The 14,768-nt window shown below is 36.8% G+C and carries 15 protein-coding genes; 3 read left to right on the plus strand and 12 right to left on the minus strand.

Annotation, left to right across the window (positions count from 1 at the left end):
• Positions 1-3: 3 nt before the first annotated feature.
• The 6 genes from BN1875_RS08025 to BN1875_RS08050 all read right to left on the minus strand — a co-directional run bounded on the left by BN1875_RS08025 (position 4) and on the right by BN1875_RS08050 (position 5,166).
• On the minus strand, positions 4-1,209 hold the full coding sequence (locus BN1875_RS08025) for a restriction endonuclease subunit S (RefSeq protein WP_048604337.1): 1,206 nt from the start codon (positions 1,207-1,209) through the stop codon (positions 4-6).
• Entirely contained in the window at positions 1,199-2,794 is a 1,596-nt protein-coding gene (locus BN1875_RS08030; protein ID WP_048604338.1) for a type I restriction-modification system subunit M, read from the minus strand. The genes BN1875_RS08025 and BN1875_RS08030 overlap by 11 nt, the downstream gene beginning before the upstream one ends.
• 506 nt (positions 2,795-3,300) lie before the next feature.
• A complete protein-coding gene (locus BN1875_RS08035) occupies positions 3,301-4,026 on the minus strand; it encodes a hypothetical protein (protein WP_048604339.1) in 726 nt (241 codons plus the stop codon).
• A 153-nt stretch (positions 4,027-4,179) separates the two neighbouring features.
• Entirely contained in the window at positions 4,180-4,506 is a 327-nt protein-coding gene (locus BN1875_RS08040; RefSeq protein ID WP_048604340.1) for a hypothetical protein, read from the minus strand.
• A gap of 45 nt (positions 4,507-4,551) precedes the next feature.
• Positions 4,552-4,914, minus strand: coding sequence for a zinc ribbon domain-containing protein (locus BN1875_RS08045; protein WP_048604341.1), 363 nt, complete (start codon positions 4,912-4,914; stop codon positions 4,552-4,554).
• Between the two features lie 36 nt (positions 4,915-4,950).
• The gene (locus BN1875_RS08050; RefSeq protein ID WP_002324259.1) at positions 4,951-5,166 is read right to left on the minus strand and encodes a helix-turn-helix transcriptional regulator; all 216 of its coding nucleotides are present in this window, start codon (positions 5,164-5,166) and stop codon (positions 4,951-4,953) included.
• A gap of 126 nt (positions 5,167-5,292) precedes the next feature.
• Between BN1875_RS08050 and BN1875_RS08055 the strand changes: the two genes are divergently transcribed.
• Positions 5,293-5,628: a helix-turn-helix domain-containing protein gene (locus BN1875_RS08055; protein ID WP_048604342.1), complete on the plus strand. Its 336-nt coding sequence runs from the start codon at positions 5,293-5,295 to the stop codon at positions 5,626-5,628.
• Between the two features lie 75 nt (positions 5,629-5,703).
• Here the strand turns inward: BN1875_RS08055 and BN1875_RS08060 are convergent, their stop codons facing one another.
• Positions 5,704-7,689: a hypothetical protein gene (locus BN1875_RS08060; protein WP_048604343.1), complete on the minus strand. Its 1,986-nt coding sequence runs from the start codon at positions 7,687-7,689 to the stop codon at positions 5,704-5,706.
• 97 nt (positions 7,690-7,786) lie between these two features.
• A complete protein-coding gene (locus BN1875_RS08065; protein ID WP_002287723.1) occupies positions 7,787-8,062 on the minus strand; it encodes a helix-turn-helix domain-containing protein in 276 nt (91 codons plus the stop codon).
• 231 nt (positions 8,063-8,293) lie between these two features.
• On the opposite strand from BN1875_RS08065, the gene BN1875_RS08070 reads away from it, so the two are divergent.
• Both BN1875_RS08070 and BN1875_RS08075 read left to right on the plus strand, forming a co-directional pair.
• Entirely contained in the window at positions 8,294-9,028 is a 735-nt protein-coding gene (locus BN1875_RS08070) for a helix-turn-helix transcriptional regulator (protein WP_002301918.1), read from the plus strand.
• A gap of 38 nt (positions 9,029-9,066) precedes the next feature.
• Positions 9,067-10,209 carry a tyrosine-type recombinase/integrase gene (locus BN1875_RS08075; protein WP_002301919.1) on the plus strand — a complete coding sequence of 381 codons (1,143 nt, stop codon included), beginning with the start codon at positions 9,067-9,069 and terminating at the stop codon, positions 10,207-10,209.
• Positions 10,210-10,304: 95 nt separating this feature from the next.
• Here the strand turns inward: BN1875_RS08075 and sufB are convergent, their stop codons facing one another.
• The 4 genes from sufB to sufD all read right to left on the minus strand — a co-directional run bounded on the left by sufB (position 10,305) and on the right by sufD (position 14,766).
• Entirely contained in the window at positions 10,305-11,696 is a 1,392-nt protein-coding gene (sufB, locus tag BN1875_RS08080; RefSeq protein ID WP_048604344.1) for a Fe-S cluster assembly protein SufB, read from the minus strand.
• A 73-nt stretch (positions 11,697-11,769) separates the two neighbouring features.
• A complete protein-coding gene (sufU, locus tag BN1875_RS08085) occupies positions 11,770-12,252 on the minus strand; it encodes a Fe-S cluster assembly sulfur transfer protein SufU (protein ID WP_048604345.1) in 483 nt (160 codons plus the stop codon).
• Positions 12,239-13,474, minus strand: a complete 1,236-nt coding sequence (locus BN1875_RS08090; protein WP_048604346.1) for a cysteine desulfurase — start codon at positions 13,472-13,474, stop codon at positions 12,239-12,241. Before BN1875_RS08090 ends, sufU begins: the two co-directional genes overlap by 14 nt.
• The gene (gene sufD / locus BN1875_RS08095) at positions 13,471-14,766 is read right to left on the minus strand and encodes a Fe-S cluster assembly protein SufD (protein ID WP_048604347.1); all 1,296 of its coding nucleotides are present in this window, start codon (positions 14,764-14,766) and stop codon (positions 13,471-13,473) included. Before sufD ends, BN1875_RS08090 begins: the two co-directional genes overlap by 4 nt.
• Between the last annotated feature and the right edge of the window lie 2 nt (positions 14,767-14,768).

Below are 14,768 nucleotides of genomic sequence, written 5' to 3' on the forward strand. Positions count from 1 at the left end.
TCCCTAAACAAACATCTTTTGTAAGAAGCCTTTTTTCGTTTCTTTTAGTACATCTAATTCGCGCTCATGAAGGGCAATAGTATTATCAAGCCTCTCAAAAAATGCAGCAATCTGTTTCTGTTCCTCAATGCTAGGAACCATTATCTTGACTAATTTTAGTGTTGGAAATTTCAAATTCCATGTGTCAGATGTCAGGCCTTGTGAATTTCTCTTGAATGTTTGAATCATGTCATATCGCTTAAAATCATACGCAAAGAATTTTGAATCAGTTCCTTCTTTAGGAATAATAACAGTATATGCAGGGCTTAGAATCCCCTCATAAGAAGAATATCCGCTTGCGCCTTGCCACATCCGCATTGAATTATACGCAATATCACCAACTTCAACTTTCTTGTAATTTGATTTATTATCACTAGAATTATCTTTTCTATCAAGTTCACTTGCCTTTATAACTCCTGAGTTAATTGTAACCGAGATAAGCTCTCCCTCACTACTACGTTCTGATCGTTCAGAGAAAACATCTCCCAATTTCCGCTCTTCCCAATCTTTCGTAAATCCAGGAAACCGAATTTCTGGCACTTTTGCTCCGTTTTTAGGGAACATTTTTTGTAAAAATCCTTTTTTCGTTTCCTTCAGCAAATCTAGCTTACGTTGATGGAGGGCGATGGATACGTCTAACTTCTTGAAAAACGAGCCAATCTTAACTTGCTCATCAAGTTTTGGATAGAGTAGGTTGACTTCTTTGAGGTCAGAATTGTGTAAATGAACAACGGATTTTCCTTGTGCTCGCTTCGTCATTTCTTTTTGCTGACTTCCATTTGAGATTGTGAGAGCTAAGAAAATTGGGTCAAGTTCTGACTTTGTTTTGATGATATTCAAGTCTCCACCTAGAGCAACACCTGAAACATCAACGACTGAGGCTCTTGAAATGTCTTCTGGGGTTTCACCAGATGCTGGAACAATGACTTCTCCACCATTACTTATAACCGACTTTTCTTTCAATTCTGCAAAGGTATCAACGTTTTCAATAATAGTCTCGTATTTCGTATAAAGCCGACCATACAAAATGACAGGATGTCCTTCTTCTGCTAAATCAGCCTTAGAATAGCCATTCCCTTTTGAGAAGTTTGCCATTTCCGATAGCTTACGCTCTTCCCAATCTTCCGTAAATCCTGGGAAACGAATTTCTGGTTGTATATCATTGCTCATGTTTGAACACCTCCAGCGCACCTTGTAACCACGCTTCATTTTCAGGTGTTGTTTGCAGGGAAGAGATAGCTTCTAAAAGTTCTTTTTCTAGCACTTGCTGTTCTTGTCGTATCTTCTTGATGTCATTTCCGACATGAACCATATCAATTGGTTCTTCTTCTTCAAACGTATCTACATAGCGTGGGATATTTAAGTTATAGTCATTTTCTTTGATTTCATCAAAGGTTGCCAAATGAGCGTATTTCTCGACATCTTTTCTTTCAGCGTAGGTTTCTAGGATTTTTTGAATGTTTTCTTCCGATAATTTATTCTGATTTTTCCCTTTAACAAATTCACGACTAGCATCAATGAATAATACATCTCGAGTTTGACGATTCTTCTTCAATACAATCACCGTCGTTGGAATCGATGTACCAAAGAACAAGTTCGCAGGCATACCGATCACAGCATAAATACTGCCATCTTCTAGTAATTTTTGACGAATGACCCCTTCTGCAGCGCCACGGAATAAAACTCCGTGTGGCAATACGATAGCCATGGTACCTGTTTCCTTCAAATGATAGAAACCATGAAGAAGAAACGCAAAATCTGCTTTGGATTTTGGTGCTAATTTTCCATAACGATTAAATCGAGAATCGTCTAAGAAGGTCGTATCTGCTGACCAATTAGCCGAATAAGGTGGATTCATCACTACTGCATCAAATGTGTAAGGTTCATCTGTTGGCCAGTCCTTATTCAACGTATCCCCATTGCGGAGATTCATTTCTTCGGCGTCGACACCATGTAAAATCAAGTTCATTTTTGCTAGATTGTATGTCGTTGTATTTAGTTCTTGCCCATGATATTTAACGTTATCTGGGTGTGTTAAGTAGTTACGTACGTTTAACATCAATGAACCTGAACCCATCGTTGGATCAAAAACACTAAAGAATCGTCGTTCCTTTTGATCGAGCGTTACGATTTGCGCCATCATATCAGAAACCATATGAGGTGTGTAAAATTCTCCGGCTTTCTTCCCTGCTTCTGAAGCAAATTGACTGATCAGAAATTCATACGCATCCCCGATCACGTCTCCATCATGTCCTAAAACATCTACGTCGTTTAATTTCTTGATAACTTCGGTAATCGTGACATTTCGTTGTTGCTCATCTGTCCCAAGTTTTTTCGATTGGAGATCCACATCATCAAATAACCCATTGAATTGGTCATAGGTCGTTGAAAGTTGTACAAATGCTTTATTTAAATCATTCAATTGAAAAATTGCTTGTTTTGCTTGATCTGCTAACACATTGAAAAGATACTCTGGTGAGATCGAATACCCCAAAATATCAACGATTGTGGCAATCAGGTCTTCTTTTGATTCTTCATCTGAAAGTAATTCACGATACAACATCGTTTGTTTGCTTACCGTATCATATTCCTCTAAGGATTCATCTGCTAAAAGAACCACTTGTTCCAACAATCGATCGGATAAATATTTATAGAAAATCAGTCCCAATAAATAATTTTTATATTCTGACGCATCCATTTTACTACGGAGATTATCTGCCGCACTAAATAACTTCTGATTTAATTCTGCACCCAAAAAGATACACTCCTATCTCTTATTTAAAGTTGCTATATACCCTCTTATTTTAGCATACTCCCTTTTAGAAAAAGCAAAAAAAAAGAAAGAAACTTATTCTTGCTAATAAACTACGCGAAAGGAGTCTAACGTTGTTTGATATAACTTAGACTGATCGTTAACTTATTTTTTATATTTCTACATAGTTATCTTTAGAACCATTTCAGATACATATGAAACAATTACATATGATTTTTTCATAAAAAAACAGTACTGTCTAGTAGTATAAAATATACAAATTTCTTAAAAATTTTTTCACTAAAATCACTACCTGAAACAGTCTAAAACACTTATATATCAACGTTTAATGAAACTATCTCCGTTTCATTTCAGATACAAATAAATATAGTCGGGCTCCAAATCCGAAAAAAAAATACCCCCAGTAGCTTATCCTAAGCTACTGGAGATGTATAAGTACGGTCATATAACAACGGGGTGGGGTAATTAATAAAAAGATGGAAAAACCGTTATTCAATAACTTTTTTAAATACTTCGTTGTAATCAGTTACCTGTCCGTTCTTAAATACCACAGAATAATCTTTTTTCCCATTTTCAAGTAACCTAAGTGGGATATCTTTACCAACTTGCTCTGTCACTGCATTACTGATACCTGTTAGATTAGCTAATAAATCTGATAAAAATTGAGCATCTGAAGAAATCTCTGTATCAGTATTTATCGTGATTCCTTTATCTTCATTTACAAGTTTCCAAGTAGGTGGTATAGCTGTGTATGTTTCTACAAATGAATTAAGTTTTTCATTAAGTGGCTTCTCTTTTATATTTCCATCTAAAAACTCTATATATATGGCTTGAGCCATACTAAAATAAAGCTGGCCTTGTTCCAATAATTTTACATCATTAGTTAGTAAAGCTGTGTTCACGTTATCAATCGCTTCAAGAAGAGTATCTTTGGTGTCCCTAACAGCTTTAGGTGTGCCTTCTGGAATTTCCCTACTTGATACCTCGTCCATTTTATCTTCCATAAAACCCTTAAAATCATATCTTTCTCCCAAATCCATAGAAGTTTTTGAGAAAGCTTTCATTTCTGAGTCTATTTCTTCAATAATATTTAACATGTCTGATACATATTGTTTAGGCTGATTCGTTTTTAATCTATATGTGGTAAATATCTCAATTCCTCCAATCATCAATAAAATTGCCAAACAAATCCATAATAATTTTTTCTTTTTCATTTTTCCTCCTATACACTGCTGTTATAACAGTGACTAATGTAAAGATTTTCCCAGCAATCATCAGACTATTATTTACAGGGAATCAAAAAAACTCCTTAGTAAGCTTACACCTTTAGGAGTTTCTGTTTGGACGGTATGCATAATATATTTAAATCAATTTAACATTAACACCTCAGTATATGGTATCTCTACATAAACACGGTCTTTCTTTGGGTAGTATTCTATATTTATATTAATAGCACTTCCATTGTCTAACGTAGCTTTAGCCCGGTACGTGTTATCACCATTATCATGAGTGATCGTCACATCATCACATGATCGATTTAAGTTGTACTGTTCTTGTAAAATCTGAGTTACCAATGGTACAGATGACTTCTCTAGTCCAGATGAACCCGTCATTCTTGAAAAAATTATACCTATAATAGCCAATACGACGATACTTATAATGACAAACTTCTTGTTCATATTTACTTTATTCAACTTTTTATCTCCTATCTCCAAAATAATTTGCTCTTATCCCTATTATCAGTACATTGACATCCCTAAAAGTACACCAAAGATGGCTCCAGCTACCCCTGCTATCATCAAAATCGTACCCATTTGTTCATCTTTCTCTCGATATAAGTAACCCATAATAACAGCAACTGCACCAAATACAACAGGAATAAATGCTAACGATACTACCATAGAAATCCAACCAATAATCAAATACAGCTTCCCTGTCTCTTGTCCATGTACGATTTGTTCCTTCATTTCACTAAATGTCTGCTCAGTACTTTTCTTTACTGTGTCTGTTCCGGTTGTCTTATCTGTTTCTTGTAATGCTCCGCAAAACTGGCAATACTTACTTTCATCTGTTATTTCTTTACCACATTTTCTACAATACATGTCTTCTCCTCCTAAAATCATTCAATTGCTTATTAGTTAACTGTTTACTTTATTAAACACATCAGAAAACAGCTCATTTATTGGTACACTTAATATCTCAGAAAGCATTTTCATTTGATAGGGTTTAGGAATCGTTCTCCCTGTTTGCCATGAACTTATACATTGCTGTGTAACATTCATTTTTTTGGCTAACTCAGTTTGGGAAAGTCCTTTTTCTTTTCTGTATCGGCTGAGATTACTTATTTTTTTCATGATTCTCCCCCCTATTTTGTTATATACAACAATATGATGTATTTCAACTCATAAAATACATAAAAACTTCAAATATCATTACAAATACAACAACTTGTTGTTCTCTACTGAGAAGGGGGTGTATTAATGAAACAGAAACAATATGCAAAGGTCATTAGAGAAAAGCGAAAAGCTCTCGGGTGGACACAAAAAGAATTAGTTGAAAAAATCTTCTCTACACAACAGGCAGTAGCAAGATGGGAAAATTCTGTAACAGAACCTAACTTAGATAGCTTAACAGCTCTTTCTAGAGCCCTAGGAACCCCTGTAAGCCATTTTCTAGACAATGTTGTCGTAGATTATGAGGAAGAGTTTTTGGCTCTCTATCGCTCTCTTAGCACTGAAGATGCAGTTCGAACAATTAATTATATGAAGCTATTAAAAAGGCAAGAAAATGAACGCAATCAGCTATTGAAAGATTGAAAAATAAATAACCCACCGAACTTTAACGGTGGGTGTATTGAGATGAAATAAGATTAAGAGCTATGGATAACCTGTCTAGTTTAATACAATTGGGTCTTTTCTCTTCCTTACTCTCCGTCCATCATCTCTTGTTACACTTGTAAATTGATAAAGAGGAACTAATCCAACTCCTGATAATATCAATTCTTTTATTACTTCATCTATCCCTGCCCCTTTCGCTAGATATACTAAAAAACTACTGCTTGCTTTCACATTGTATAGTCTCTTAATATCCTTAGAAGCTCGTTCAAGAGTGAATCCTTGTTTAACAAAGTAGCCTCTGTTTTCTTTTAAAGCATTTTCCACGCTGTTATTCCCAACATTACGTAGACGTTCACAAACAGTGTTAGTAAGTTCTTTCTCTGTCATTATATATGTTCCTTGCCACGATAAGCCCTGTAAAACTTCATGTGCCTCATCTAGAATCAATTGTTTTTCCTTGCTGAGTTCTGACCGAAAATTTTGAGGAAATACTCTTTTAGCCTCTTTTTCGTTAAAACACATCTTAACCCAATCATAAGAAAAATATTGATATGTAAAATGAAATTTTTTCAGAAGTGGAAGGATGTCTTCGTTCAATTTTTGAATCACAGAAGTTGCATTAAAAACGTCTAATCGATAGACATTGCTTCTCTTATGATTAAAGTTTCCTAACGCTTTCTCTTCCTTTAACCTATTTAGGTATTCGAGCATCTTCAAAGGAACATCTTCATCATCTAATTTTTTTATCAATCCTATAAATGTCATAAATGATAGTAACTTATTACATTTATCTATGCCATAAGCTTTACCATAGTAAGAACTCATTTTTTTAGCTAGCTGTTCTCCTGACAAAATACAAGTTACACTTTCCTTACTATCATCAAAAAAATTAACATCAGAAAGCAAGATATCATAGACATGTCGCATTTCCTCTAGATAATTCCTTATTGTCCTGAAAAGTTTGTCTTCCATTGATTCAAGAGTGTCAAAAAGTACTTTTGATTCCTCTTTCAATTTTCGAAAATGTGTAGGATACAGGTCTAGGTTCTCTAATAGCCAATTAAATGTTTCTACCCGACTATCTTTCTTTAGAATTAACATCACAACCCCAATAAAATTTTCACTGATACTACAATTACTGGAATGACAATAAAAAATGGAATGCCCAGTTTTACTGGTAAAAATACTAGCAGAGGGATTATGGTCGTCGTGAAACAAACATCTTAAGTTTTTACTTGACTTAAGTAATTTATCCATATCAATGGTTAACAATCTTTCATAAATCTCATTGAAAGACATGTCGGAGGAATCAAACAAGCAGTCTTTAAACCACTGTTTCATTTCTTCTTTGTCGTCATTTTTTATCAACTTAACAAAATCAGTTTCATTGACTAGTTCATACTCTCTCCCTGAATCACTTTGACAATTTTTAGAACATGTCATGGTAAAATCAATCGGAAGCTCAGTAATATCTAACATGTTGTCTTCATTAATTATTATCACTGCATCTGACTTATATCCTCCAAAAAACATTCTATTCGAAGCATTTACATTGTCATCACACCCGGGTATGATTTTTTTCAAGTATTCGTAAACAGCAACCATTTTACTATAGTCAGTAATTGCTTCTTTTAATAGAAAGACAATCTTGAATTTTTCTAGATTTTCAGAGTACCGAATACTTTTTTGTATCGCAAACGCAGAATTATGAACTAAATTGATAGATAAAGCCTTTTCTATGCTTAAGTATCTACTATCATCTTTACTTAAATCTACTACCTTCCCCTTCTCATCTTTAACAGTGTTATCGACATCCAGAATAATTACTCTAGTTTCTAAAAACTCTTCACTTTTGTTGCCTTTATTCTTTGTCTTGCTTGGAATAAATGATTGTGATGAATTTAGTATCTCTACAAACTCATCTCTTGTAACTTCTCTGTAGTTATCTAAACATCTTTTTCGTATTTTCTTTTTTTCATCATCTATAACTGGTTTCTCTAATAGTCTTTCTTTATCTACATTGATTGGAATATTAATCATTGGTGTTTCCTCCTTATAAAATTCTGTTAAAGACTAAAACATACAGATAATAAAAACAAACTCTTTATTACTATATGTTTTAGTCTTATTTGTTTACTCAACCTTTATACCGTTCCATGAAACTATCAATATCAGATTTTTTGAATCTAATGACCGTATCAATTTTTATAACAGGTAACCCGTATTGAGAAACATATTTTCTAATCGTTCCTACTGATACACCTAGATATTCACTTGCCTGCTGATAGTCCATATACTCTAGAGTAACTCCAGAAATAATGTCTTCTAGCATAGGCTTTAGCACTGTAATTATCTCTTTCACTTGTTGTTCAACTTGTATAGAAACAATGCTATCAATGATTTGTAGAGACATATTTCCCCCTCCTTTCGTGATTGCTTGAACAAATTTTCTAAGAATTATCTTCGTATTTTTTGCTCAAAATAAAATTATTTTGTTATTAACCGATTAATCAAACAAAAAATGATTACCAGTTCATCGACATACACATAATACCTCGACGAAAAAGGGGTGTCAATAGTTTTGTTAAATTTATTTACAACACCCCTTTTTTAAGGTATACTAATTTTAGGAGGTGTGGTCAATATGATAAAGCGTCCACCAATAAATTATTTAGAACGAAAAAAGATACTCGGAACAAAAATAAAAGCTATAAGAAAGAGTAAAAAATTAACACAACCAGCATTTGGTCTTATGATTAACAACGGTCAATTGATTGACAAAAAAACTATCTACGAATGGGAAAAGGGAACCTATTTACCAATACCAGAGCGATTATCCCGAATTGCTGATTTGGGAAATATGAGTATAGAAGAGTTAGTTTGTGGCAATGTAGAAGAATATATTTTGGGAATTATTCTTTATAGAGATAGCATTGTACTAGATGGTATAACATTTCCAGATAAAAACCTGTTCCAGCATCTTCGTCAACAGTTCCCGCCAGTACACTCTAATTTAGATACATGGCTAGATAGATATTCCAAATTAGAACCAGAGATGCAAGAATTTATTGCTAACAAGACTTGTAATAAAGTTAAAATTGAAAAAATTAGTCTTTTCAATATCTTAAAAATAGAAGAATTATTCATCAATGCTATTATAGAAGAATTTGACAATAACATTCTTTTCCTCACTAGCAGTATAGAAGAACTACTAGAAAGAATGGTAGATGAATGGCTACCTATTCAATTGAAAGACATGTCTTATCCCGAAGAAGCTGTGAGAGAAATTACTGATAATATAAACAAGCTAGAACAAACGATTTCATCAATTGGGAAAAAATACACTAAGAAAAAAATGAAGGGAGGTGATACCATCTAGTGGTAAGTACTCCTTGTAAACTAAGAGGAGATGATTTCATGGCAAAAATATCAAAGTACAAAAAGAAAAACGGTCAAGTGGCGTGGATGTATAAAGGACACATTGCCACCGATCCACGAACTGGTGAAAAAATAAATACTACGAGAAGAGGTTTTAGTAGCAAACAAGAAGCTCAAAAAGATTATGACGAATACAGACATCAAATATTATACGGTGTTAAAAAGAAAGCACCTGATATGACATTTGAAGACCTGTATAATGAATGGATAGCTCATCAGCGTACCAGTGTTAAAGCTTCAACAATCGCAATTTCAGTAAGATACGCAAATAATCAAATACTTCCAGCATTTGGTAAGCTTAAATTATCGAATATCTCTGTCCCATATTGTCAAAAAGTGGTAGATGAATGGCACAGTAAATATGAAAGTTACGACTATATGAGAAAACAGACTGCACAAATTTTACGCTACGGGGTTGCAATGCAATATATTGACAATAATCCTATGGAAAAAACACTTCTTCCACGAAAAAAAGAGTATGAGAAAAATCGTAAATTTTACTCAAAAGAGGAGCTTAATGATTTACTGGATGCTTTTAAAGATTTTGGTAACATGAAACAATACGCCTTCTTCAGATTATTGGCATACACAGGTATGAGAAAGAGTGAAGTACTCGCTTTACAGTGGAAAGACATAGATACGTTTAATAAAGAACTACATGTCAATAAAACTCTTGCTGTAGATGAATTTGGTAACGTTATAATTCAATCTCCGAAAACAAGAGCTTCTAGACGAGTTATCTCTTTAGATACTGAGACTCTTTCTATCCTCAACAACTGGAAATTACAGCAAAAAGAAGAGTATTTAAAACTTGGATACAATACTAGCTCTAAAGAGCAACATGTTTTTACAACAGTTAAAAACACTCTATACATTCCAAACACTGTTAATGATTGGTTAAGATATATTTTGAAAAAATATAACTTGCCTCGTATTACACCTCATGGGTTTAGACATACACATGCTAGTTTATTATTAGAAGCAGGAGAATCTGTCAAGGTAGTTCAACAACGATTAGGGCATGAAAATAGTAAAGTGACATTAGACATCTATGCACATATTACAAATAATGCACCTAAGAAAACAGGTCAAGACTTTGCTGATATGATGGCTCATCAGTAAAAGAGCTGGTCAAAAGCTGGTCATTTCTAGTATACAGGCAAAACAAAAAAAGCTAGAAACCTTATATATCAAGGGTTCTAGCTCCTATAACAGGTTTAACCCACACTGCCTTCCATCTCATAACTAATCAATCGATTCAGTTCCACCGCATATTCCATCGGTAGTTCTTTGGTGAAGGGTTCGACAAAGCCCATGACGATCATTTCAGTGGCTTCTGATTCGGAAAGTCCACGGCTCATTAGATAAAAGAGCTGCTCTTCGGAAATTTTTGAGACCTTGGCTTCGTGTTCCAATGAAACTTGACTGTTGTGGATTTCATTGAAGGGAATCGTATCAGATTTTGACAGTTCGTCCATAATAATCGTGTCACATTCAATGTGGGACATCGAGCCGCTGCTCTTTTTGCCAAAGGTAACTTGTCCGCGATAATTAACCTCGCCACCATCTTTAGAGATTGATTTAGAAACGATTGAACTGGAGGTATTCGGTGCGTTGTGGATCATTTTTGCGCCGGTATCTTGGATTTGGTTGGCGCCGGCAAATGCGATTGACAGCATAGTACCCCGTGCGCCTTTGCCATCCAGATAAACGCTTGGGTATTTCATTGTCGTTTTTGCTCCCAAGTTCCCATCAATCCATTCAACGGTTGCTCCTTCATAGGCTTTCGCCCGTTTGGTTACTAGGTTGTACACGTTTGAGGACCAGTTTTGGATCGTAGTGTATCGGCAGTAAGCATCTTTTCGGGTGAAAATTTCAACAATTGCCGCATGCAAACTATTGCTGGAATATGTCGGTGCAGTACACCCCTCCACGTAATGGACACTGGCGCCTTCATCTACAATGATTAATGTTCGTTCAAACTGCCCGGTATTTTCGCCATTGATTCGGAAATAGGTCTGCATTGGCACATCCACTTTGACACCTTTTGGCACATAAATAAAGGTTCCACCGGACCAAACCGCTGAGTTCAATGCCGCCAATTTATTATCCGTAGGCGGTACAAGTTTTGCAAAATATTCTTTAAACAATTCAGGATATTCTTTAAGTGCCGAATCGGTATCAGTAAAGACGATTCCTAATTTGGTAAATTCTTCCTTCATATTGTGGTAAACCACTTCTGATTCATACTGTGCTGAAGCTCCAGCCAAATAGGCCCGTTCTGCTTCTGGAATACCAATTCTTTCAAAAGTTTCTTTGATTTTTTCTGGTACATCTTCCCAGTCACGTGCTGGTTTCTCACTGGATTTTTGATAATATTTCAGCGCATCAAAATCAATATCGGATAAATCCGGACCCCATTTTTGCATAGGCATTTTATGAAAAGCTTCCAGTGATTTCAGCCGAAATTCCAGCATCCACTCCGGTTCTTCTTTGACTCGTGAAATCTCACGAACGACTTCCTCTGTCAAACCTGTACCTGTGCTGAAAATTGGTTCTACATCATCATGAAAGCCAAATTTATATTCTTCTAATTCAGGAACTCCCATGTTCTCACTCCTCGCTCTTTTTGGTTGAAAGTATGTTCAACCGATTTCCACTGCTAATTTGCTGCTTTTTTTCTCACGCGTGATCGCTGTCTTCTGGTTGATGGAGATGACCTGTTTCTGCCACACCATTTGATTCTACTGCTTGACCTAATGCCTTCCAAGCAAGTGTTGCACATTTGATTCGAGCTGGAAATTTTGCCACTCCGCTAAGGACGGCCGCTTCTCCCAACTCCTCTTCCTTTGGTGTTTCATTGCCTTGCACTAATTCTGAAAAAGCAGTAATCAGTTCTTCGGCTTCTGTTACACTTTTTCCAAGAACCGCATCCGTCATCATGGAAGCACTGGCGGTACTGATGGAACAGCCACTACCGTCAAAAGCGATACCCGTAATAATGCCATCTTCCACTGCAAGTTCCAAGTGAATCACATCTCCGCACGTTGGATTATTCATCTCCACTGCTTGATCTGCTTTTGCCAAAGAACCATGATGATGAGGATGGCTAGAATGATCCAAAATAACTTGTCGGTATAAATTATCTAATTTAGAGAGTGCCATGTTGGAAAAACTCCTTTGTCGCGTAGATTGCTTCAACTAATCGGTCGGCATCTTCTTTCGTATTGTAAAAATAAAAACTTGCTCGAGCTGTTGCCGGAACCTTCAAATATTGCAGTAAAGGTTGTGCACAATGATGTCCTGCCCGTACAGCAACGCCTTCCATGTCTAAGGCAGTTGCCACATCATGGGGGTGTAAGCCCTCTAGGTTAAAGGCAATGACTCCGGTATGTTTAGCAGCCTCTTGCGGTCCAAAAACAGTCAGACCTTCGATTGCCTGCAGCTTTGGCAATACATAAGCCACAAGCTCTGCTTCATACGCATGGATCTGATCCAAACCGAGGACCGAAAGATAATCAACGGCTGCTCCTAAAGCGATGCCCCCGGCGATATTTGGAGTCCCGGCTTCAAATTTCCACGGCAATTCTTTCCATGTACTGTCTTGTAGTCGGACAAAATCAATCATTTCTCCACCAAATTCTACCGGTTCCATGACTTCCAACCATTTTTTCTTTCCAAATAATACACCGATGCCAGTGGGTCCGCACATTTTATGTCCACTAAACGCATAAAAATCCGCATCCAATGCCTGCACATCTACCGGCATGTGGGGAACTGCCTGCGCACCATCCACCACCATGACCGCTCCTTTTTGATGAGCAAGTTGTGCCAACTCAGCCACCGGATTGATCACACCTAATACATTCGAAACATGGGCGATTGAAACAATCTTCGTTTTGTCAGTGATTTTTCTTTTTGCATCTTCCATATCAAGAAAGCCTGCTGGTGTAATGTCGATATACACAAGCTTTGCATTCTTTCTTTTGGCAAGTTGTTGCCATGGAATAATATTGGAGTGATGTTCCATATAGGAAATGACGATTTCATCGCCTTCTTGAATGAAAAAATCACCAAAGCTTTTGGCTATCCAATTTAAGCCCGTTGTCGTTCCCCGCGTAAACAGGACTTCCGCAGTTTCTTTGGCATGGATAAATTGGCGGACTTTTTCGCGAGCCCCTTCATAGGCATGTGTTGCCCGCTCCGCTAAGGTATGGACGCCTCGATGAACATTGGCATTGTCCTGATGGTAATAATCGGTTAGCGTTTGTAAAACAGCTTCCGGTTTTTGCGTTGTTGCGGCATTATCCAGATAGACCAATGGTTCGTCATTGACCTTTTGATTTAAAATAGGAAACTCTTTTCGAAGTTTTTGGGCATCAATCATGCGTTCAACTTCCCTTCGATAACGTCAATTAATTCTTCTTGGACTTTTTTGACAGGAATCGCAGTGATTACAGAACCTAAGAACCCGCGAATCACCAATCGTTCGGCATCTTCTTTTCGCAAGCCGCGGCTCATCAAGTAATACATTTCCTCTGGATCGACCCGACCGACACTGGCTGCATGCCCGGCAACAACTTCATTTTCGTCAATCAATAAAATAGGATTGGCATCCCCGCGAGCATGATCAGACAGCATCAATACCCGACTTTCTTGTTGGGCGTCAGCGCCTTTTGCCCCTTTGATGATATGACCGATACCGTTAAAGGTCAGTGTGCCGTGATCCAAAATAACGCCATGTTGGAGAATATGTCCCACGGAATGAGGGGCTTTATTGGTGACCCGTGTATCAATACCTTGAGTTTGACGACCAGAAGAAATCGCAACAGCTTTAAATTCTGCATGGGAGCCGTTACCCACCAGGTCAGAATCAAAATCTGCGATTACATCCCCATCATTCATCACCCCAATGGCCCAGTCAATCGACGCATCCTGCATCAAATAGCCACGACGATTCATGTAAGTAGTGATGTTTTTTCCTAATTGATCAATTGCCGCAAATTTTACTTTTGCTCCCGGTTTTGCAATAACTTCCACAACGATATTGCCAGAAATTTTTTCTGTTTCTTCTCCCATAGTAGAAAAACGTTCCAAATAGCTGAATTCACTATGGTCTTCTGCTACGATCAAAATATGTTTGAAGAAATGCGCTGCATCACTGCCGGCATGGTAAAAGATTGCTTCAATCGGTTCTTCAATCACGACATTTTTTGGTACATATAAAAACACACCGCTGTTCATAAATGCTGCATGTGCTGCTGTTAGTTTATCCTCATCAAAAGGAACAGCCTTGGTCATATAATATTTTTGCACCAAATCAGGATATTCCTGCATTGCTGTAAATAGATCAGTAAAAATCACGCCTTTATCTGCAAGCTCTTGAGAAAGTTGTTCAAAGACTGGAACATCGTCGATCTGAATGTGCATCGGATGGTTATCCAATTCATCAAAACTAGGAATTGCTCCCAGCGATTGGGCACTTTTTTCTCCTTGTAACGCTGCTTGACTGATAGTAAACAACGGCCAGCGGGTAAACTTCACACGTTCAATATGGGGCAAAGCCAGTTCATCGACTTGTGCCAAGGCAGCTTGTCGCAAAGCGAGCATCCAGTCTGGTTCTTCTTTCAATGCAGAAAAAACCTTGACGTCATCAAGATAGTTCTTGAATTCTTTCATTC

It is taken from the genome of Enterococcus massiliensis (assembly GCF_001050095.1).
In the GTDB taxonomy this organism is placed as follows: domain Bacteria; phylum Bacillota; class Bacilli; order Lactobacillales; family Enterococcaceae; genus Enterococcus_C; species Enterococcus_C songbeiensis.

Excerpts from the sequence above, each read along its gene's own strand:
- BN1875_RS08060 (WP_048604343.1), bottom strand. The coding sequence starts at position 7,689 with ATGATTAATATTCCAATCAATGTAGATAAAGAAAGACTATTAGAGAAA.
- sufU (WP_048604345.1), bottom strand. The coding sequence starts at position 12,252 with ATGGCACTCTCTAAATTAGATAATTTATACCGACAAGTTATTTTGGAT.
- sufB (WP_048604344.1), bottom strand. The coding sequence starts at position 11,696 with ATGGGAGTTCCTGAATTAGAAGAATATAAATTTGGCTTTCATGATGAT.
- BN1875_RS08045 (WP_048604341.1), bottom strand. The coding sequence starts at position 4,914 with ATGTATTGTAGAAAATGTGGTAAAGAAATAACAGATGAAAGTAAGTAT.
- BN1875_RS08090 (WP_048604346.1), bottom strand. The coding sequence starts at position 13,474 with ATGATTGATGCCCAAAAACTTCGAAAAGAGTTTCCTATTTTAAATCAA.
- BN1875_RS08070 (WP_002301918.1), top strand. The coding sequence starts at position 8,294 with ATGATAAAGCGTCCACCAATAAATTATTTAGAACGAAAAAAGATACTC.
- BN1875_RS08065 (WP_002287723.1), bottom strand. The coding sequence starts at position 8,062 with ATGTCTCTACAAATCATTGATAGCATTGTTTCTATACAAGTTGAACAA.
- sufD (WP_048604347.1), bottom strand. The coding sequence starts at position 14,766 with ATGAAAGAATTCAAGAACTATCTTGATGACGTCAAGGTTTTTTCTGCA.
- BN1875_RS08035 (WP_048604339.1), bottom strand. The coding sequence starts at position 4,026 with ATGAAAAAGAAAAAATTATTATGGATTTGTTTGGCAATTTTATTGATG.
- BN1875_RS08055 (WP_048604342.1), top strand. The coding sequence starts at position 5,293 with ATGAAACAGAAACAATATGCAAAGGTCATTAGAGAAAAGCGAAAAGCT.
- BN1875_RS08075 (WP_002301919.1), top strand. The coding sequence starts at position 9,067 with ATGGCAAAAATATCAAAGTACAAAAAGAAAAACGGTCAAGTGGCGTGG.
- BN1875_RS08025 (WP_048604337.1), bottom strand. The coding sequence starts at position 1,209 with ATGAGCAATGATATACAACCAGAAATTCGTTTCCCAGGATTTACGGAA.
- BN1875_RS08050 (WP_002324259.1), bottom strand. The coding sequence starts at position 5,166 with ATGAAAAAAATAAGTAATCTCAGCCGATACAGAAAAGAAAAAGGACTT.